General features: G+C 60.2%; 24 protein-coding genes. 23 read left to right on the top strand and 1 reads right to left on the bottom strand.

Translation table 11 applies throughout. The features are described from left to right. The first annotated feature begins 69 nt into the window (after nt 1-69). The 23 genes from acpS to GTO89_RS05710 all read left to right on the top strand — a co-directional run bounded on the left by acpS (nt 70) and on the right by GTO89_RS05710 (nt 18895). A complete protein-coding gene (gene acpS, locus GTO89_RS05820; protein WP_235920288.1) occupies nt 70-465 on the top strand; it encodes a holo-ACP synthase in 396 nt (131 codons plus the stop codon). Then, nucleotides 453-2000, top strand: coding sequence for an NAD(P)H-hydrate dehydratase (locus tag GTO89_RS05815; protein ID WP_161261121.1), 1548 nt, complete (start codon nt 453-455; stop codon nt 1998-2000). The genes acpS and GTO89_RS05815 overlap by 13 nt, the downstream gene beginning before the upstream one ends. 37 nt (nt 2001-2037) lie before the next feature. After that, nucleotides 2038-2508, top strand: a complete 471-nt coding sequence (locus GTO89_RS05810; protein WP_235920266.1) for a CBS domain-containing protein — start codon at nt 2038-2040, stop codon at nt 2506-2508. 11 nt (nt 2509-2519) lie between these two features. Then, nucleotides 2520-3758 (top strand): alanine racemase, encoded by a 1239-nt coding sequence (gene alr, locus GTO89_RS05805; protein ID WP_204758173.1) that lies wholly within the window; start codon nt 2520-2522, stop codon nt 3756-3758. A 97-nt stretch (nt 3759-3855) separates the two neighbouring features. Then, nucleotides 3856-4125, top strand: a complete 270-nt coding sequence (locus GTO89_RS05800) for a CopG family ribbon-helix-helix protein (RefSeq protein ID WP_161261120.1) — start codon at nt 3856-3858, stop codon at nt 4123-4125. A gap of 5 nt (nt 4126-4130) precedes the next feature. Then, complete coding sequence (locus GTO89_RS05795) at nt 4131-4481, top strand: type II toxin-antitoxin system PemK/MazF family toxin (RefSeq protein ID WP_012282784.1); 351 nt, start codon at nt 4131-4133, stop codon at nt 4479-4481. 76 nt (nt 4482-4557) lie between these two features. Next, entirely contained in the window at nt 4558-5295 is a 738-nt protein-coding gene (locus GTO89_RS05790) for a gamma-glutamyl-gamma-aminobutyrate hydrolase family protein (protein WP_161261119.1), read from the top strand. After that, complete coding sequence (locus GTO89_RS05785) at nt 5295-6452, top strand: HD-GYP domain-containing protein (RefSeq protein WP_161261118.1); 1158 nt, start codon at nt 5295-5297, stop codon at nt 6450-6452. Before GTO89_RS05790 ends, GTO89_RS05785 begins: the two co-directional genes overlap by 1 nt. A gap of 34 nt (nt 6453-6486) precedes the next feature. After that, nucleotides 6487-7488 carry an asparaginase gene (locus GTO89_RS05780; protein ID WP_161261117.1) on the top strand — a complete coding sequence of 334 codons (1002 nt, stop codon included), beginning with the start codon at nt 6487-6489 and terminating at the stop codon, nt 7486-7488. A gap of 5 nt (nt 7489-7493) precedes the next feature. Beyond that, on the top strand, nt 7494-8738 hold the full coding sequence (locus GTO89_RS05775) for an amidohydrolase (protein ID WP_161261116.1): 1245 nt from the start codon (nt 7494-7496) through the stop codon (nt 8736-8738). Nucleotides 8739-8923: 185 nt separating this feature from the next. Next, entirely contained in the window at nt 8924-9358 is a 435-nt protein-coding gene (locus GTO89_RS05770) for a response regulator (protein ID WP_161261115.1), read from the top strand. A gap of 226 nt (nt 9359-9584) precedes the next feature. After that, a complete protein-coding gene (locus GTO89_RS05765; RefSeq protein ID WP_161261114.1) occupies nt 9585-10391 on the top strand; it encodes a Dam family site-specific DNA-(adenine-N6)-methyltransferase in 807 nt (268 codons plus the stop codon). Between the two features lie 149 nt (nt 10392-10540). Beyond that, nucleotides 10541-11110 carry a uracil-DNA glycosylase gene (locus GTO89_RS05760; protein WP_161261113.1) on the top strand — a complete coding sequence of 190 codons (570 nt, stop codon included), beginning with the start codon at nt 10541-10543 and terminating at the stop codon, nt 11108-11110. A gap of 158 nt (nt 11111-11268) precedes the next feature. Then, nucleotides 11269-11781 carry a tRNA (adenosine(37)-N6)-threonylcarbamoyltransferase complex ATPase subunit type 1 TsaE gene (gene tsaE, locus GTO89_RS05755; RefSeq protein ID WP_235920265.1) on the top strand — a complete coding sequence of 171 codons (513 nt, stop codon included), beginning with the start codon at nt 11269-11271 and terminating at the stop codon, nt 11779-11781. Beyond that, a complete protein-coding gene (tsaB, locus tag GTO89_RS05750; protein WP_161261112.1) occupies nt 11769-12545 on the top strand; it encodes a tRNA (adenosine(37)-N6)-threonylcarbamoyltransferase complex dimerization subunit type 1 TsaB in 777 nt (258 codons plus the stop codon). The genes tsaE and tsaB overlap by 13 nt, the downstream gene beginning before the upstream one ends. A gap of 3 nt (nt 12546-12548) precedes the next feature. Further along, a complete protein-coding gene (gene rimI, locus GTO89_RS05745; RefSeq protein ID WP_161261111.1) occupies nt 12549-13094 on the top strand; it encodes a ribosomal protein S18-alanine N-acetyltransferase in 546 nt (181 codons plus the stop codon). 77 nt (nt 13095-13171) lie between these two features. Beyond that, the gene (locus GTO89_RS05740) at nt 13172-13561 is read left to right on the top strand and encodes a CBS domain-containing protein (RefSeq protein WP_161261110.1); all 390 of its coding nucleotides are present in this window, start codon (nt 13172-13174) and stop codon (nt 13559-13561) included. Nucleotides 13562-13671: 110 nt separating this feature from the next. Further along, on the top strand, nt 13672-14466 hold the full coding sequence (locus GTO89_RS05735) for a methyltetrahydrofolate cobalamin methyltransferase (RefSeq protein ID WP_161261109.1): 795 nt from the start codon (nt 13672-13674) through the stop codon (nt 14464-14466). A gap of 141 nt (nt 14467-14607) precedes the next feature. Continuing rightward, nucleotides 14608-14910, top strand: a complete 303-nt coding sequence (locus GTO89_RS05730) for a hypothetical protein (protein ID WP_161261108.1) — start codon at nt 14608-14610, stop codon at nt 14908-14910. A 13-nt stretch (nt 14911-14923) separates the two neighbouring features. Next, the gene (gene tsaD / locus GTO89_RS05725; RefSeq protein WP_161261107.1) at nt 14924-15973 is read left to right on the top strand and encodes a tRNA (adenosine(37)-N6)-threonylcarbamoyltransferase complex transferase subunit TsaD; all 1050 of its coding nucleotides are present in this window, start codon (nt 14924-14926) and stop codon (nt 15971-15973) included. Nucleotides 15974-15987: 14 nt separating this feature from the next. Beyond that, the gene (locus GTO89_RS05720; protein ID WP_161261106.1) at nt 15988-16638 is read left to right on the top strand and encodes a class II aldolase/adducin family protein; all 651 of its coding nucleotides are present in this window, start codon (nt 15988-15990) and stop codon (nt 16636-16638) included. 624 nt (nt 16639-17262) lie between these two features. Beyond that, on the top strand, nt 17263-18147 hold the full coding sequence (locus GTO89_RS05715; RefSeq protein WP_161261105.1) for a carbohydrate deacetylase: 885 nt from the start codon (nt 17263-17265) through the stop codon (nt 18145-18147). A gap of 31 nt (nt 18148-18178) precedes the next feature. Continuing rightward, nucleotides 18179-18895, top strand: a complete 717-nt coding sequence (locus tag GTO89_RS05710) for a metal-dependent hydrolase (RefSeq protein WP_204758174.1) — start codon at nt 18179-18181, stop codon at nt 18893-18895. Nucleotides 18896-19011: 116 nt separating this feature from the next. Here the strand turns inward: GTO89_RS05710 and GTO89_RS05705 are convergent, their stop codons facing one another. Further along, nucleotides 19012-19434 (bottom strand): PadR family transcriptional regulator, encoded by a 423-nt coding sequence (locus GTO89_RS05705; RefSeq protein WP_161261104.1) that lies wholly within the window; start codon nt 19432-19434, stop codon nt 19012-19014. Nucleotides 19435-19485 lie beyond the last annotated feature (51 nt).

Genomic DNA, 19485 nt, shown 5'->3' with positions numbered 1-19485 from the left:
AGGGTTTTGGCATTTATTCTCAGGATATACTATTCGAATAACTGTGAGGCGACGTTTTCCGTGGATTCCATGGCTGTGGGCTGTGACATTGTGGAGATTGCGCGCATTCGCGAGGCGGCGCAGCGGCATCCGCGTTTTTTGCGCCGCGTCTTTTCAGCGGCTGAAATCGCCGAGTGCGAGGGCCGGGCCAATCCCTGGCAGTCTTTTGCCGCCCGCTTTGCCGCCAAAGAGGCGGTGATCAAGGCGCTGCCAGCCGGTTGTTCGCCAACCTTGACGGAAATGGAGATCCTGCGCGATCCGGCGGGGAAGCCCCAGATCCGGTTCAGCGGTTCGGCTGCCGAATGGGTGCGCCGATCCGGTTGGAACGGCTGGTCGGTGAGCCTTTCCCATGATCGGGACCATGCCATTGCCACAGTGATCGCCTGGCGGGCGAAGAGGGAGGAGGCGATGGGATGCGACTCGTGACCGCCGAAGAGATGCGTCGCTTCGACGCCCGGGCTGCCGACGAGTTTGGCATACCCTCCCTGTTGCTGATGGAAAACGCTGGCATCCAGGTTGCCCGCGAGGTGGCGCGCCGCTTCCCGGGCAGCGTCCGGGGAAAACGGGTGTTGCTCCTCTGCGGCAAGGGCAACAACGGCGGCGATGGTTTCGTCGTCGCCCGGCATCTGGTGAACAGCGGCGCCGAAGTGAAGCTTTTTTTGCTGGCTTCCGAACGGGAGGTTCGCGGTGATGCGCTGACCAACCTGACCATCTATCACCGCATGGGCGGCAAGGTCTATTCCCTCATGGACCCCAAAGACCTGAACGCCTTGCGGATGGCGATTCTGTCGACGGATCTGGTCGTCGACGCCGTCTATGGCACTGGGTTTACCGGGCAGACACCGGAATTGGCGGGCCGCGCTTTTGAGATGATCAACGAAGTGGGATTGCCAGTTGTGGCTGTCGACGTCCCTTCAGGGCTGGAAGCCGACACGGGCAGGATCCCTTCGAGTTGCCTGCGAGCGACCGTCACGGTCACCCTGGGGATGCCCAAACTCGGCTTGGCTGTCGAACCGGGCGCATCGGTTGCCGGTGAGATCGTTGTGGCCGATATCTCCCTGCCACGGGAGATGATCGAGACGACCCATATCCCTCGCGCCCTTTTGACAGAAGACCTTTGCCGGAGTTGGCTCAAGCGACGGACCGCCACGGCGCACAAAGGAGATTTTGGCCACCTGCTGCTCGCCGGCGGTCAGGCGGGGATGGCTGGCGCTGTCGTTTTGGCGGCGCTGGGCGCGCTGCGTTCCGGCGTCGGTCTGCTGACGGCGGCTGTCCCGCAAGCGATTCTTCCGCTTGTGGGGCCGCAGGTCCCGGAGGCGATGACATGGTCCCTGCCCGACAAGGAGGGCGCTTTGACGGGGCAGTCCTTGCAGGACCGGGACAGGAGCGCCTTTGCGGCCACGGTCGTGGGACCGGGCTTGGGGCGGGAGGCTGACCAGGCCGAATTCCTGCTCGCCTGCCTGGAAGGCGCCGTGGGTCCCGTTGTCATCGACGCCGACGGCCTCCATGCCTTGGCAGGCAATATCGACTTGTTAGCCGCCGCTGGCGGGCCTGTCATTTTGACGCCCCACCCCGGTGAAATGGCCCGGTTGGCGGGGTGCGCCACGGCCGATGTCCAGTCGGACCGCCTTGGCGTCGCCTCTCGCTATGCCCGGGAGTGGGGCTGTGTGATCGTCCTGAAGGGCGCCCGCACCCTGGTGGCTACCCCTGATGGGCATCTTTACGTCAATCCAACGGGCAACCCCGGTATGGCGACCGGTGGCAGCGGCGATGTTCTCGCCGGCATCATCGGCGCCTTGGCCGCTCAGGGATTGGCCGTCGAGCGGGCTGCTTCGCTCGGCGTTTACATCCACGGGCTGGCGGGCGATCTCGCGGCGCGGCGTCTCGGCCAGCGCGCCATGCACGCCGGCGACATCGCCGACAGCTTGGCCGAGGCGTGGCTGCAACTGGAGCCGGCCTGAATAACCGGACGAAGTGGATAGAAAGGTGGGGCGCCTGATGAGTTCGAAAGATTTGCAAGCCTCTGAAATCATGAGCCGGGAGGTCTACACCGTTTATCCCGACACCCCTGTCGCCGATGTGGTCAAACTGATGATCGAGAAGCGAATCAGCGGCGTGCCTGTCATTTCCCGTCAGGGCAGCGTAATCGGCATCATCTCCGAAGGCGACCTCCTATTGAAGGACAAGGATCTCCGTTATCCCACCTTCATTTCCCTCCTGGGCGGCATGATCTACCTGGAAAGCCCCAAGCGTTTTGAAGAGGAATTCCGCAAGTCCATCGCCCTGAAGGCGGAGGAGATCATGACCAGCGAGGTGATCACCGTCGATGAGGCGGCTCGGGTATCGCAAATGGCCGGCCTGATGACGGAACAGCAGATCAATCGCTTGCCGGTGCTGCGCGCCGGCAAGCTGGTCGGGATTGTGACCCGCGCCGATATTCTCCGCGCGCTCGTCACTGATTTCGAGTAAGGGGATGCAACATGGCTACCGCTCTGGAAGAGAACAGTGAAAATTACCGGTTATTGACCTGGGCAGATCAAGTTTCTGGTGAACCACAGGGGAGCAGGCAAACCGTTGCCGCCTATCCGATGGATGGGCGACCGGCTTGGGCGGAAATCCGCCTCAGCGCCTTTGCCCACAATGTACAGGTCTTGCGACAGGCCACAAATCCGCAAGCCCGTTTGATGGCGGTGATCAAAGCCGACGGCTACGGACATGGCGCCGTCGCCTTGGCTCGGGAAGCCGTCCGTCAGGGCGTCGACGGCTTTGTCGTGGCCCTGCTCGATGAGGCGTTAAAACTGCGCGACGCCGGGATCGTCCAGCCCATCCTGATCTTAGGATACACGCCGCCGGAAGCCTGTTACCGCGTCGTCGCCGAGGATATCAGCCAGGCTGTCTACAACCGGTCAGTGGCGGAAGCCCTTTCGGCGGCGGCTGTCCGGCTTGGCCGGACGGCGCGGATCCACCTGAAGGTGGAGACGGGCATGGGCCGTGTCGGCTTTCAGGGCGACGGGGGTGTGCAAGAGATGCTGGCCATCGCTCGTCTGCCGGGCCTTGTTGTCGAGGGCGTCTTCAGCCACTTCGCCACTGCCGACGCTCCCGACAAAGCCTTTGCCCGGGAACAGTTGGAGCGGTTTTTGGCCACGACGGGACGGCTGAAAAAGGCCGGCTTGGACATCGCTATGCGCCATATGGCCAACTCGGCGGCCATCCTCGATTTCCCCGAGTCCCACCTCGACGGGGTGCGCGCCGGGATCGCCCTCTACGGATCGTCGCCCTTTGACACGCCGCCGCCAGGGGGAGCCTCCTTGGCGCCGGTGATGACGCTGAAAGCCCGCATCGTCTTCATCAAGGAGGTCGCCGCCGGGACGCCGATCAGCTACGGCTGTACATACCGCTGTCCCCGGCCGACGCGCATCGCCACGATTCCGCTGGGCTATGCCGATGGGATCCGGCGCACCCTGTCAGGCCGCATCGGCGTCTTCAAGGGAGAGCACCGCTTTCCCCAGGTGGGCCGGATTTGCATGGATCAGTTCATGATCGATATCGGCGACGCCGAAGTGGTCGAAGGGGACGAGGTGACACTCTTTGGGCGTTGGCCAACCGGCGGCGCCTGGCGGACCGCGCCGGTCGAAGATTGGGCGCAGGCGACCGGAACCATCTCTTACGAGATCCTCAGCGGCATTTCACCGCGGGTCCCTCGTTTTTACGTTCCATAAATTGGCTGTGCCAGGGGGCCATGTTACCCTTGCGCACTTTGGGGCACAATTACTATAATGGAGTACGAAGGCGGATTATCCCTGGGAGGTGCACTGTGTGCCCGAGTTGAAACGCATCCAGGTTACCTTGCCGGAAACATTGCTGGACGAACTGGACCGGGTATTGATGGCCGAAAAGATGAACCGCAGCCAACTGATTCGGGAAGCGGTGAATTTATACATGAACGAGCACAAGCGCAAGGTCATGCGGGACCAGATGCGCCGGGGCTATGCGGAAATGGCCCGCATCAACCTTGAACTTGCGCTTGAAGGCTTTGTGGCCGAGATGGATGTGGAGCGCCTTTACGAGGCCAGGTTGGCCAGGTAATCCTGATGGCCATTCGAAGAGGAGAAGTCTACTACGCCGAATTGAACCCGGTCGTCGGTTCGGAACAGGGAGGAACCCGACCCGTTTTGATCATTCAAAACGACATCGGCAACCAATACTCTCCCACCACCATCGTCGCCGCCATCACCTCCCAGATCAGCAAGGCCAAACTCCCGACCCATGTGGAGGTGCCAGCCCGCCGCAGCGGGCTGGATCGGGATTCGGTCGTTTTGCTGGAACAGATCCGCACCATCGATAAAACCCGCCTTCGTGAAAAGATCGGCATGCTTGATGACGAAATGATGGATAAAGTCGCGCGGGCGCTGGAGATCAGTCTCGGCCTCGTCGACATCTAAAAGCGCTGCACAACCCGGGAATTGCCCCGGGTTTTCTATTTGTCCCAAAACATGTCCAGCAGGAGGGGGAAAGACGATGGCAAGACCTCGTGTGTTGCTCACACCGTCCTTCGAGCGAGGCCGCCTGTCCCTTCGCCGAGAGTACTGCCGGGCGCTGGCAGACGCCGGCCTCACCGCATGGCCTGTACCCATGGACGCCGCCGAATCGCCCTGGGACTACCTCGACATGGCTCATGGCATCGTCCTCTCCGGCGGCGGCGATATCGACCCGACCCGCTATGGACAGCAGCCCCATGCCGCCCTGGGCGAGGTTGACCCGGAGCGGGACGCCCTTGAGTTCGCCCTGATCGCCGAGGCGCTCCGCCGGCAGCTGCCTGTTTTGGCCGTCTGCCGGGGGATGCAGGTTCTCAATGTGGCACTGGGCGGCACGCTGATTCAAGATATCCCCAACCAGCGTCCCATGGCCCTGCGCCACCAGCAGAAGGCTCCTCGCTGGTACCTCTCGCACGCCATCGAGGTGGCCGGCGGCAGCTATCTGCGGGAGATCTATCCTGCTGGATATGGACGAGTCAACAGCTTCCACCACCAGGCTGTCGACCGGGTTGGTCGCGACCTGCGACCTGTCGCCGCCGCCCCCGACGGGATCATTGAAGCCCTTGAGGGGATCGGCGCCGGCTTTGTCCTGGCCGTGCAGTGGCATCCGGAAGATTTGTGTCACAGCGAAGCCGAGTCAAGAGGATTGTTTCACCTCTTTGCCGAAGCTTGTAGGGGAGTTATGGAAAAAAGGGGAGAAACCGCTGGGGGTGGGGGTTGATGAGCCGGATCACCGTCGACGCTGTCCAAAAAGGATTGATTTTGGACGAGCCCATCTATACTAAAACCGGGGCTTTGCTCTTGCCCCGGGGCACCGTCCTCGATGAACGACATATCCACTTTTTGAAAAACCTCGGCGTCGAATCCGTCGAGGTGACGACCAAGCTTGCCCGTAAAAATGCAAAAGCCGCCAACGGTCGATTGACCCGCGCAGCGGCCGGAGCGAACGAAGAGAAGAGCCACGATGGCACGCCGGCCCTTCGCGATCAGGAACCGCCGGAGACGAAGGCCTTTTACGACCTGCTGCGGGAGGATCTCCTGGTCCAGGTGAACAGCGCCATCGTCCACTACTCCCAAGAGGGGAGCCATGACCGCGAACTGGGCGATCTGTTGACCCTCTTCGGCGATCTCTTCCAGGAACACAATCGCGTCCAGCACCTGTTGGAGGTCAAGTCGACAGACGCCTTTACGTTCAAACACTGTGTCAATGTGGCTGTGTTGGCGGTGCTGACAGGACTGACCATGCGTTTGTCCGAGGACAGCCTGCGCATGGTAGCCTTAGGCGGCCTCCTCCATGACATCGGCAAAAAAAAGGTGCCGCCGGAGATTCTCTTTGCCGAAGGGGCGCTCAGCCCCGAGAGCCGCCGCCGGATCGAAGAGCATACGGAGCATGGCTACGATACCCTCGTGCGGGATACGGCGCTGCCGGAAGAGATCGCTCTGATCGCCTTGCAGCATCATGAGCGGCTCGACGGCTCAGGCTATCCCCGCCGGTTGCAAGGAGATCAGATCCATCTCTTCAGCCAGTTGGTCGGCGTGGCCGACGTATTTGAGGCGATGACGTCGACCCGCAATTACCGCCCCGGCTTCAACCCGGTGGAGATCGTCGAGTATCTGATGGGCGCCAGCAGCACCCTCTTTCCTGAACGGATCGTCAAGGCGCTGCTCGACAGCATCACCATCTACCGCATCGGATCGGCGGTCCAACTGAGCAACGGCGCCACGGGCGTCGTCGTCAAGGCCAACGCCAAGCTGCCATCGCGCCCTGTCGTGCGCATCGTCTTCGATGACCGGCGCATGCCTCTGCGCCATGAGCATGTCGTCGATCTGTCCCAGCCTGCCCATACGACCCTCTGCATCGTCCGGTCTTTCGGTTGAGATGACAAACATACAGCATAAGGAGAGAGTCAGCATGTCTGCAGTACTGGTCGAAGTTGTTCGCGGTTCCATGGTGGAGAACCGTCACCGGGGCGCCATTGTTGTCGTCGATGGAGAAGGGCGACGGATCGCCGCCGTGGGCGAGCCGGGTGTCACCTATATGCGTTCCTCCTCCAAGCCTTTGATGACGCTGCCCCTCGTCGAGCAGGGGGGGCTGGAACATTTCGGGCTTGGTGACGAGCACCTCGCCATCTTCGCCAGCTCCCATGCCGGCGAGGAGGAACACCGCCGCATCGTTTTGGAAGCGCTGCAAAAGATCGGCCTCGCCGAAACGGCCCTTGCCTGCGGCACCCATACCCCCTTTGACCGCAAGACAGCCGACGCCTTGCGGGCCGCCGGCCAGAAGCCGACTGTGCTTCATTGCAACTGTTCCGGCAAGCACACAGGGGTGCTTGCCTATGCCTCGTTCAAGGGCTATCCCATCGAGAATTACGTTGACCCGAACCATCCTGCCGAGGTGGAAATCCTGGCGGCTGTGGCAGACATGGCTGGCGTAAAGCCGGAAGACGTTGTCATCGGCGTCGATGGCTGCGGCATCCCTGTCTACGGCATGCCCCTGGAGAGCATCGCTCTGTCCTTTGCCCGCCTCGGCGTGGCGAACCACGGGAGAGCCGAACGGCGACAGGCTTGCCGCCGCATCGCTCAGGCCATGATCGACCATCCCTTTTTGATCTCCGGAACGGGCCGGCTCGACACAAACCTCATGGAAGCCACCGGCGGCGCCGTCGTCGCCAAAATCGGCGCCGATGGCGTCTACGCCCTGGCTGTGCCGGAAAAGGGTTGGGGTCTGGCCGCCAAGGTGGAAGATGGCAACATGAAGGTGCTTGGCCCCATCATCCTGGAAGCCTTGAGCCAACTGGGCGTCCTGTCGCCGGAGCAGCGGCAGGCATTGGCCGCCCATGACCGCTTCGCCGTCAAAAACAACCTCAAGCAGGTCGTCGGCGAAACCCGCGCGGCCTTCACGCTGGAGGGATGACGACGATGGCAACAGTGATTCGCGGCGCCCATGTGATCACCTTGGCCGGGGAGAACTATTCCCCCGGCTTTCTTGCTTTTACGGATGCGGGGGCGATCGTCGCCGTCGGGCCCGACCCCGGCCATGAGCGGCTGACGGCGGAACTTCCTATGGAACTTCCTGTGGAAGAGCCGATTGAGGTGATCGATGGCGCAGGCAGGTTGGTCCTTCCCGGTTTCATCGACGCCCACTGCCATGTGGGCATCGCCGAAGAGGGAGCGCCGATCGAAGGCGACGACTTGAATGAAACATCGGAGCCGTTGACCCCTCACCTGCAAGCCCTCGACGGCATCAACCCGCTTGATCCCGCCTTTGCCGACGCCTTGCGCGGCGGTGTCACAACGGTCTGTGTGCTGCCGGGCAGCGCCAACATCATGGGTGGACAGGCGGTGATCATGAAGACGGCGGGCCCCTTTGCTGAGCGGGTTGTCTGCAACAGCGCCGCCGTAAAGGCCGCTCTCGGCGAAAACCCGAAACGCGTCTATGGGGAACAGAAGAAGGCGCCCATCACCCGCATGGCCTCGGCGGCGCTGCTGCGGGAGGCCCTCGCCCGGGCGCGCGAGTATGGGCGCAGGCGCGCCGAGACGGCCGGCGAACCGTCCAAAGCGCCTGAAGTCGATCTGCGCTGGGAAGCCTTGCAACCCCTGCTGGCGCGGCAGGTCCCGCTTCGGCTCCATGCCCACCGGGCCGATGATCTGCTCACGGGTTTGCGGATCATTCAGGAGTTCGGGTTACAGGCTGTGCTGGAGCACTGCACCGAGGGGCACCTGATCGCCGGCGAACTGGCTCAGGCCGGCGTCCCTGCTGTGGTCGGACCCTCTCTGGTCAACCGGGCCAAGGTGGAGATGCGTGAGATCACGCCGGCGACAGCCGGCATCCTCCATGGCGCCGGCGTCCTCGTCGCATTGATGACCGATCACCCCGTCATCCCCATACAGTACCTGCCCCTCTGCGCCGGCCTGGCCGTGCGCCACGGCATGGAGGAGGAGACCGCTCTGCGGGCCATCAGCCTCCATGCCGCCCGCATTCTCGGCCTCGATGCCTTCGTCGGCAGCCTGGAACCGGGAAAACAGGCCGATGTGGTCCTCTGGGATGGTCATCCCTTTGATACGCGCAGTTCTGTCACCCAGGTCTGGATCCGGGGGAGAATGGTGTATTCGCCTGAAGCGTCCCGATGCCCGGGTGAAGGGAATACATACAAATGCGGCTGAAAAGGCGGTAAAATCGTCCTCAAAAGAGTGAAGGGAGACAAAAAAGCGAGATAGCTCGGAAAAAAATGTATCTTTTCCCGGTGGAAATTCAAAATTCGGCAGGAATTTGCGAATGCAAGGAGAAATGGTAAATACATGATAAGTTGTAAATTGATTGTCGGATTTTGTCGAGAGGTGAAGCTCCAATGGAAGTCGGGAAAAGAATTCTTGTTGTTGATGATCAAGCCGGGGTCCGGTCGCTGTTGCGCATCATCCTCCAGGACGCCGGATATGAGGTATACACTGCCGTTAACGGTATCGAAGCGGTTCGCAAAGTGGAAGAGTGTGGCATTCCCTTTGTGTTGATGGATGTGCGCATGCCTGGGCTTGATGGCTTTCAGGCGATGCTGCAGATGGTGAAGCAGAATCCCGATGTGAAAGTCGTCCTCATGACGGCCTTTTCTGACGAGAACCTGATCCAGCAGGCGTTGCAAGAGGGTGCGATCGGCTATCTGACGAAGCCTTTTGACGTATACCAACTGCGCGAACGGATCGATCGCATGTGGGACGCCACCATCGGCAGCGGCTGGTTGGTTCGCGCCGGTGGGGCCGAGAACCGGAAGACAGGGACATCGACGTAAGAGCCGGAAGACGACCGGCGCGTTAGGTTCCGCGCGTTTACGATTGGATCCGTCGGGATGGCGGATCTGTACCCATGATGTCCTGGGCATGCCCGCTGATGGCTGTGCGCAAAAAGCTCCTCGTTTATCGGGGGGCTTTTTTGTCATGCCCTTTTCCGGTTTAGGGAATAGAGGAAATGGAGGCGACAGGGACGAAAGAAGAGACTCATCAAGGGAGTGCATGTAGATGCGACAGCGACCTTTTTTGAAGTGGGCTGGCAACAAATATCGGATCATCCACCGTATCCTGACCGTCCTCCCTGCCGGAAGGCGGCTGATCGAGCCTTTTGCCGGTTCCGGCGCCGTTTTCCTGAACACAGACTTTCGGGAAAATCTGCTTTCCGACAGCAATGACGACCTGATCCGTCTGTATGAGACGGTAAAAACAGGGGGAGAGGGTTTCCTCGAATACAGTCGCTCCTTTTTCACGGAAGCAAACAACTGTCCGGAGCGGTATTATGCGCTTCGAGAACTCTTTAACACCACGGGCGATGGCGCCCTCAAATCGGCCCTGTTCATCTACCTGAACCGCCATGGATACAACGGCCTCTGCCGCTACAACGCCAGCGGCAAGTTCAACGCGCCGGCGGGACGGTACAAGAAGCCCTATTTTCCGGAAGAGGAACTCCGCTTCTTCGCGGCGAAAGCCCGTGAGGCCCAATTTGTTTGCCAGGACTTCACGCAAACAATGGCGATGGCTCGTGAAGGCGATGTGGTCTACTGTGACCCGCCCTATGTGCCCCTCTCCCAGACGTCGAACTTCACCAGTTACAGCGCCGGCGGCTTCGGCGAAGCGGAGCAATGGAAACTGGCCGAATTGGCCCGCCAGTTAGCCGAGCGGGGCGTCTCCGTGCTGATCTCCAATCATGACACCGAATTCACGCAGAAGGCCTACCATGCTGCGCGGATTGAGCGCTTTCAGGTGCAACGCTTTGTCAGTTGCAACGGCGCCAAGCGGGGGAAGGCGGGAGAGGTGCTGGCCCTTTTCGGGTAAACGGCGCTCGTTCAAAGAAGGAATCGTTTCTGCAAAAAAACCGCTCTCCCTCTATCCAAAGGATAAACCGGGAGAGCGATTTTTTTTGCAGATGATTGTCCTTTTGCCAGATCCGTTTTTTTCGTGTACGATGGGATGGGGGTGTCTGGATGAATCGTCAATCGGAATTGGCAACCTACGAAACAATGGTGAAGGACTGCCGCCTCTGCCCCTTGCGCGACGGATGTCAGCAGGTTGTCTTTGGCGAGGGCAATCCCGAAGCGCGGTTGATGCTTGTCGGCGAGGGTCCGGGGGCTGAAGAAGACCGCCTGGGACGCCCTTTTGTCGGGGCCGCCGGTCAATTGTTGGATCGGATCTTGAGCGCGGGAAAGTTTCCCCGCCCCGAGGTATACATCGCCAATGTGGTCAAGTGCCGCCCGCCGGGCAACCGGCTGCCCCTGCCGCATGAGGTGAGGGCCTGCCGGGTTCACTTGGAGCGGCAGATCGAGATCATCAACCCGCAGATCATCATCTGCCTGGGCGCCTTAGCGACACAGACCCTGATCGATCCGAATGCCCGGATCACACGGGATCGGGGCAAGTGGGCGCGCAAGGATGGACGCCTGCTCATGCCCACCTTCCACCCGGCGGCGCTGTTGCGGGATCCGGCGAAGAAAAGGCCGGTCTGGGAGGATATCCAGATGGTGATGGCCGTTTATCATGACAATGGGGTCATTTGAGCGCCCAGTCCGGGAGCGCGGAAAGGCCTCGGATCGGGTTGATAGAAAAAAGGGTCTGCCTGTTCCGGCGATGGGGAATACTGATCGATAAACCCCTTGCCGCCGGCTTCACCATAAAGGCGGTCCAACGTTTTTACAGATTGCGAGGGAACCCTGCATTGACTGAACCACGATGGCAGACAATCCTGCCCGATGAGGCGGCCACAGAGGCCTTCGGCAAGTGGCTGGCCGAACGGGTGCAACGGGGCGACATCCTGTTGCTTTATGGCGACTTGGGCGCCGGCAAGACGACCCTGGTGCGCGGCCTCGCCCGCAGCTTTGGCTATACGGGACGGGTGACAAGTCCGACCTTTACCCTTGTCCATGAGTATGAGGGACAGGTTCCTATCTACCATTTTGATCTGTACCGCCTGGACGAGCCTGATCATGTCTGGGAGATCGGTTGGGCCGACTACCTGCGCGGCGAGGGCATTCTCTGCATCGAATGGCCGGAGCGCCTCGGCAGCCTGCTCCCGGAAGAGGCGCTGACGATTCGACTCTCCCATCTCGAAGAGTCCCCTTGCAGCGAAGCGGGGGACCCGGTCATCGACGGACGCCTCGTCGAAGTGACGGGACGGGGCGAGCATTCGGAAGCCCTGGTGAAGGAGTGGAAAGCAACGTGTATGTCTTAGGGATCGACTGTTCCACCCGCGTAACGGCGCTGGCCGTTGTCGATGATGATCAGGTCGTGGCGGAAACCTTTTTACATAACGACCGGCCCCACTCAAAACGGTTGTTGCCCGCCATCGAACAGCTGCTCGCCTTGGCGGAGCTGTCGCTAACCGATATGGCCGGGCTCGCTGTCGCCATCGGTCCCGGATCCTTTACAGGCTTGCGCATCGGCCTGGCGACGGTGAAGGGGATGGCCCATCCCCTCGGCCTGCCTGTCGTCGGTGTGCCCACGCTGGACGCCCTGGCCTTAAACGGCTGGCCCTATCGGGGGTACATCTGTCCCATACTGGACGCCCGCAAGAACGAGGTCTATAGCTGTCTCTACCGAGGCTGCACGGAAGGTCTAGAGAAGGTGGGCAGTGCCCAGGCGGTTGCGCCCAAAGAACTGCTGGAGCAGCTGCGCCGGCGGATGGAGGAATCCATGGACGGACAGGAAGCGCCGGAAGCGACTGGGCCGGTGCTCTTTCTGGGCGACGCCGTTCCCGTCTACCGGGATCTGATCGAACAAAGCCTGGGCGACGGCGCCGTCTTCGCTGCCGCCGAAACGCGTTATCCCCGTGGCAGCCAGGTGGCCCGTCTCGGCTGGCGACGGCTGCGGGAGGGTGACACGGACGATCTGCATCAATTGACCCCGATGTACATCCGACCATCGGAAGCGGAGGTCAACTGGGCGAAAAAACATGGATCCGATCCGGCCCCCTGCCGGGTAGCTCCGGAGGCGTAGAACATGCAAAAAATAGCATCCAAGCACTATTTTCGCCCCATGACGCTGAGCGATGTGGACGAGGTGCTCGCCATCGAGCAGGTCTCCTTTCCCACTCCCTGGAGCCGCAGCGCTTTTGTGACCGAACTGACGGAAAGCCGCCTGTCTCACTACTGGGTCTGCATCGAAGCGGGAGAGGGGGAGGCGCGGTCAGCCTTCTTCGCTGCGCAATCGGAACAGGAGGAGCAGGTGATCGGCTATGCCGGCGTCTGGATCATCCTCGATGAGGTGCATATCACCACCATCGCCGTTCATCCTGAACGGCGCGGCGAAGGTCTCGGCGAAGCCATGCTGCATCATCTCTTTTTTGAAACGGCACAGTTGGGCGGGGAGCGGATCACCTTGGAGGTTCGTCCTTCCAACACCAACGCCCTCGCTCTTTACCGGAAGATCGGCTTTCAGGATGTCGGTTGCCGGCGGGGCTATTACACCGATACGGGGGAAGACGCCATCATCATGTGGCGCGAATTGGAGACCCCAAAAAAGCAGCCCCACAAGGGAGAAGGGTAAGAAGGATTTCCTCCGCCTTTGCCGAAAAGGATCACAACCAAGTCTTTCAAAACATGCGGAAAGGCAGGTTGGCCGCCATGATCGTTCGGGATAAGATGGTCGCCCCCGTAGTCACTGCCGGTTTATTCACACCGATTCGTGACGCGTTGCGGATGATGACGGAGAAAAATATCCGGCGTATGCCGGTCGTTGATGACAAGGAACGACTGGTCGGCATCGTCGCCTTCCATGACATCGACAAAGCCATGCGCTCCCCCGGTGTCATCCCCTTGACGCCGGTGGAATGGGTGATGACCAAAAACCCCGTCGCTGTGGAGGCCAATATGCCCCTGGCCAACAGCGTCCGCATGATGCGTCGCTATAAGGTGAGCTGCCTTCCCGTTGTCGCCGGGGAGAAAGTGGTTGGTATTCTCTCTGTGAGCGATATTCTGGATCTGTGCGCCGAACTTCTCGAAGCCGAGGAGTAATCGATGACCGACACACCCTGCCGCGGGCAGGGTTTTTTGGTTTCGAGCCGGTAGAGACACCCCTGATTCGCGGCGGCGCAGCCGCCCGAAGCTGAGAAGGGATGATAACCATGCTGATCGTGGGGGAAAAGATCAATACGGCGCGTCCCGGGATTGAGGGCGCCGTCATCTCCAGAAACGTGACCTTCATCCAGGATCTGGCGCTGCGGCAGAAGCTTTGCGGCGCCGATGTTCTTGATCTCAATTGCTCCACCCTTCGCCATCGCGAACCGGAGGCTTTGCGCTGGCTTGTCGAGACGGTGCAGACCGTTGTGAATGAGCCCATCTGCCTGGACAGCCCCAACCCGTTGGCCCTCGAAGGCGCCTTGCGCGTCCACAGGGGAAGAGCGTTCATCAACGCCATCTCAGCGGAAGAGTGCCGCTACCAGATGCTGATCCCGTTGATTCGCGCCTATCAGTGCAAGGTCGTCGCCCTTTGTTTCAATGACGGCGGCGTGCCGAACACGGTAGAGGAAGAACTGCAGGTCACCCGTTCCCTGGTGGCGCGCCTCGTTCGCGATGGCGTCGATTTCGAAGACATCTATCTCGATCCCTTTATCCGTCCCGTCGGCCAGGATGAACAGTGGGGCAGCTTCGGCCTCGAGATCATCCGTCGCATCCGTGAGGAGTTTCCCCAGGTGCACATCCTTTGCGGGATCTCCAACATCTCCCAGGGCATGCCGGCACGGTCGCTGCTCAACCGCACCTTCCTGACGTTGGCCATATACGCCGGTTTGGACGGGGCGATCCTCGATCCGGAAAACAAGGGACTGATGGCCTCCCTGCGCAGCACCGAGACGCTCCTGCAAAAGGACCCCGGTTTCCGGCGCTATCTGCTGGCCTTCCGGGAAGGGCTGTTGACGTAACGTCCTCCCATCGCCACCGGCGCGGTCAGCGCCGCTTTTTACATTGTGACGGGAGAAAAGCCGGCCTGACTGTTGCTCTGATAGGGGTATGGGGTATAATGGAAGGGAACCCCATAGGGGAACATAAAGGGGGCCGAACCGATGCAATGGGTGATAGACGAGGATATCCGCGAAATGCTGGCGGAGCAAGGCGAGGTTTTTACGGTGGAACTGACGCGGATCTGCACATCAGGGGGATGTTCCTGCATGGATACCTACTATCCGGTGCTCCGAGCCGGATTGCCGGACCAGCCCGAATATTATCTGACCGGGCAGGCGTCAGGCTATACCATTCATTACCCTCGTGTCCTCCAGTTGATCGACGCAAATCAGCCTGCGCAAGTCAAAAAGGCCGGTCGCTGGTCCTACGGCGAATTTGACGTAGAAAACGTGCGGGTCTTGTAGAGGAGTAATCGATTTGTCGATATTTTCACTGCGCGGACCGGCCCAAGCGGCCGGTCGTTTTATCTTGGGGCTGGAGACGAGTTGTGACGAGACCTCGGCGTCGGTATTGCAGGATGGCCGCGTGATCCTTTCCAACGTCATCTCTTCTCAGGTGCCGACACACCAGCGTTATGGCGGCGTGGTACCGGAGATCGCCTCGCGAAAACACATGGAGAACATCACTGTCGTTGTCGATGAGGCCCTGCGGGAAGCCGGTGTCACCTGGTCCGATCTGACGGCTGTCGCCGTTACGTCAGGCCCGGGCCTGGTCGGCGCGTTGCTCGTCGGAGTTGCTTACGCCAAGGGCGCTGCCCTGGCCCGGAATCTGCCGCTGGTGGGCGTTCATCACATCGAGGGCCATATCTACGCCAACCTTCTTTCTGAACCGGATCTGGCCTTCCCGCTGCTCTGTCTGGTCGTTTCCGGGGGACACACCCACCTCGTCCATCTGACCGGCCACGGCCAGCTCCGCATCCTGGGGGCGACCCGCGACGATGCCGCCGGAGAAGCCTATGACAAAGTCGCCCGCGCGTTGGGACTCGGCTATCCCGGCGGTCCTTTGGTGGAAAAACTCGCCCGCGAGGGCACAGCCGGCGCCTACCCGCTTCCCCGGGCCTTGTTGCAGGAAGACAGCTACGATTTCAGCTTCAGCGGACTCAAGTCGGCTGTATTGAACCTGCTCAACCGCGCCCGTCAGAAAGGGGAGGCCGTACACCAGGCCGATCTGGCCGCCTCTTTTCAGGAAGCGGTCGTCGACGTGCTCGTGGAGAAGACGCGCCGGGCCGCCCGGGAGATGGCTGTGTCGACGGTGTTGCTCGCCGGCGGCGTCGCGGCCAACGGCTACCTGCGCCAACGCCTGGAGGAGGCGCTGGCGGCCGATGGACGGCGTCTCGTGGCGCCTCCGCTGATCCTCTGCACCGACAATGCGGCCATGATCGCCTGCGCCGGGTATCACCGGCTGATGGCGGGAGAGACGGCGGCGGCTGATTTGAATGCGGTGGCTGATTGGCCTTTGGGAACTTGATGAGAGAGGAATCGATGCAAGTGGAAAACCTGCGCGACCAGATGCTGCGCTATGGCCGGCTGTTGATCGAACGGGGGCTGGTGTCCGGGTCTGGCGGAAATATCAGTTGCCGCCTGCCGGAGGGGGACCGCATGCTTGTCACGCCCAGCGGGATGGCCTATGACAAGCTGGCGCCAGAAGACCTGGTCATTGTGGCGATCGACAGCGGCGAGGTGATCGAGGGAACCCGGCGGCCGTCCATCGAACAGGGACTCCACCGCGCCATCTACCAGGGTCGCCCCGATGTGCGGGCTGTCGTCCATACCCACTCCAAGCATGCGACAGCGGTGGCATCCACAGGCAAGGACATGCCACCCATCCTCGACAACATGGTGGCTTACTTCGGCGGCGGCGTGAGCACGTCCATGCACGCGCTCATAGGAACGCCGGAACTGGCCCAAAACACCCTTCAGGCACTGGGGGATGCGCCGGTGGCTTTGTTGGCCAATCACGGCGCCGTCGCTGTCGGCAAAGACCTGGCGCAAGCCTTCTCGCTTGCTGAACTGTTAGAGGAATGCGCCATGATCTATCTCCTGAGTTTCCTTGCCGGCGGTCCCATAGCGCTTTCGCCTGAAGTGGTTGAGCGGGAGCGACTCTGGCTGCAAGGTCGCTATGGCCAAGGGTAGGACTTATTGTCGAATTATCCTCGCAAAGCCTGTCATAAGTGCACGAAAAATCCGGGAACATAGTCCCGGATTTTTTGTTGTCAAGGGGCAAACACATCTTCGACTTATCCCCACTGTGGATGAAAAAACTGTGGATAATGGGGATAAGTCTGTTGATTACTTGTTTAACAGGGATTTATCATGTGGAAACCCCGTGGAAGGATAGGGGATTCGATGGCTGTGGATTAGGTGGATAAATCGAAAAAAGCCTTATTTCATAAGCCTGGCGTCTGGGGAAAAGGTTGTGGAAAACCGAAAAAGATGGGCCCGTAAAAAATAAAGAGTTTGTTAAAAAAGTGTTCCCTCCTTGACAAAGCCGTATTTTGTATTCTTCACTGCATAATCCCTCTTTGCGGGCTCACAATGGTAGAGATGGCGGTCCGAACAGAAAACGTTCGACGACGTCGAGGCCAGACCTCGGCTGAGATGGCCGTCGACGGCGCACTCCCTTGTGTTACGTAAAAAGAGGCATTCCTTAACGGAACGATAATTTGTTGGAGCAGGATTTTTTTTATTGCTGGAGAATGGAATATGTTAGCATTCAATGTAAGCAATTGGATAGAGTGTTGAGCCTTGGAGGGCCGAATGAAGAAGTCGCTGCTGATCATCAACGCCGATGATTTTGGGTTGTCACCTGGTGTCAACGAAGGGATCGAACAAGCGCACCGGCGTGGGGCCGTCACCTCGGCCTCCCTGATGGTCAACGTGCCCGCTTTTGCCGGCGCGATTGACATTCTCCGGAGAAACCCGGCGCTGTCCGTCGGGATTCATCTGAACCTGTCTGTCGGTCCGCCTGTCGCCGGCGAGCCTTTCCCTGCGCCGGCGAGGGAACAAGGGGAGAGGGAACCGGAGAGACGCACTGGAGAGACAGGGTGGTTTCAGCGCCCCTTTTTGCAACTCAGCCGCCTGCCGCTGGATTGGGTCGAGCGGGAGTGGCGCGCCCAGATCCTTCGTTTTCTCGCTCCCGGACTCCAACCGACCCATTTGGATAGCCATCATCATGTTCACCTTCATCCGCGCCTGTTTCCCATCGCTCTCGACCTTTGCGCCGCCTTTTCCATTCCGGCGTTGCGGGTCGTTCCCCCCCGATGTGTGCCATGGGAGGAGATGGACGAGGCCCTCAACCCGGCCGCCATCCTGTCCCCAGAGGGGCTCGGTGAAACGTGGCAGATGGCCTGCGACAGAGAAGGGAAGCCGGGTGCCCCCCGGTTTTGCCGTGGAGGCGTCTATGGCTTCCCCTCCGCCGGCGACAACCTGGAGCGGCGGCTCCGGGCAACGTTGCAGAATCTTGGGGAAGAAACGGCTGAGTTTTTCTGCCATCCCGCGATCCCCGACTCAGAACTGTCGCGATTCAGCCGGTTTATCGAAGGTCGATGGGATGAACTGACGACACTGCTCTCGCCTGAGACAGGCGACCTGCTTACAAGGGTGCAGTTGCTCAACTACCGGGAAGCGCTATCATCGCTGTGACAAAACCGAACGTTCGAAGGGAGATTGACTCATGTTGCAAGTGACTTTTTTTGGTCATGCCAACTTCCTGCTTGATGACGGGCAGACAAAGGTCCTGATCGACCCCTTTTTTACAGGCAACCCCCTTTGTCCCGTCAAGGCCGACGAGGTGAACGCTGATTACATCCTCATCACCCACGGCCATGGCGACCACCTTGGCGACGCCGTCGATATCGCCAAACGCACCGGCGCCACCATCATCGCTCCTTTTGAACTGGCCGGCTACTGCCAGCGCAAAGGCGCCAAAACCCACGGGATGCACATTGGCGGCAAACGGGACTTTCCCTTTGGCCGGTTGCGCCTTACGGTCGCCGTACACGGTTCGGGGATCGTCGAGGGCGACAACCAGATCGAGGTGGGCAACCCCTGCGGTTTTCTGATCAATATGGGCGGCAAATCGATCTATCACGCCGGTGATACGGGCCTGACCCGCGACATGGAACTTATCGACATGTGCTTCCTGAAGGGGGGGCGTCTCGACCTCGCCCTGCTGCCCATCGGCGATAACTTCAGCATGGGACCGGAAGATGCCCTCTATGCCACCAAACTGCTCCACCCACGCGTCGTCGTGCCGATGCACTATAACACCTTCCCGGTCATCGAACAGGATGCCCTGGCCTTCAAAAAGTCTGTTACAGAACAGACCGACGCGGAGTGTCACATCCTGTCGCCAGGTGAGGTGTTGAGTCTGAACGGCAACGTCCGCTAAGGTTCAACAAACAACAAACCGTAAAAGCCCCGGAAACCAGTCTCGGTCTCCGGGGCTTCCTGTTTTTCCGGACAAAAACAAAAAATTCCGCTCTGAGAGCGGAGTTCCCACATCTTTTAACCGATGTCCAGCATCTTGTCTGTTAGCGGGGAATGATTGAAGTGCGTACGGTAGCGGCACAAAAATTCGTCAAGAGCCCTGCGATGCCGTGTGATTTCCCGGGCCCATCTATGCAATGTCTCGACACCTCTGTCGGTCAACTCATAACAGCGTTTCGCCGGGCCGCTTTCCCCTGTCTGCCAGTTGGAGCGCACCAGTTGTTCTTCTTCCATCCGGCGCAGGGTGCGGTAGATCAGGGCAGGGTCGGTGGGTCCGTCCAAGAGGACCAGTTCACCGATTCGTTCCATCAGTTCATAGCCGTACGAAGGCTTTTCCGAAAGCAGCAGGAGCAACGCCGGTTGGACGAAGCGGTTGATGCGGCCCACGGTGTAAGGGAGGGAACTTTCCTCCGGTTGAAGAGAGTCAACAAGCCGGGACATAACCCATGGTCTCCTTTCGAGCAGATCAAAGGGGACCAAAAGACCCCCACC

The sequence above is a fragment of the Heliomicrobium gestii genome, from assembly GCF_009877435.1.
GTDB lineage: Bacteria > Bacillota > Desulfitobacteriia > Heliobacteriales > Heliobacteriaceae > Heliomicrobium > Heliomicrobium gestii.
Note: the sequence above shows the minus strand (reverse complement) of the source record. Positions and strands in the feature narration are given on the sequence as shown.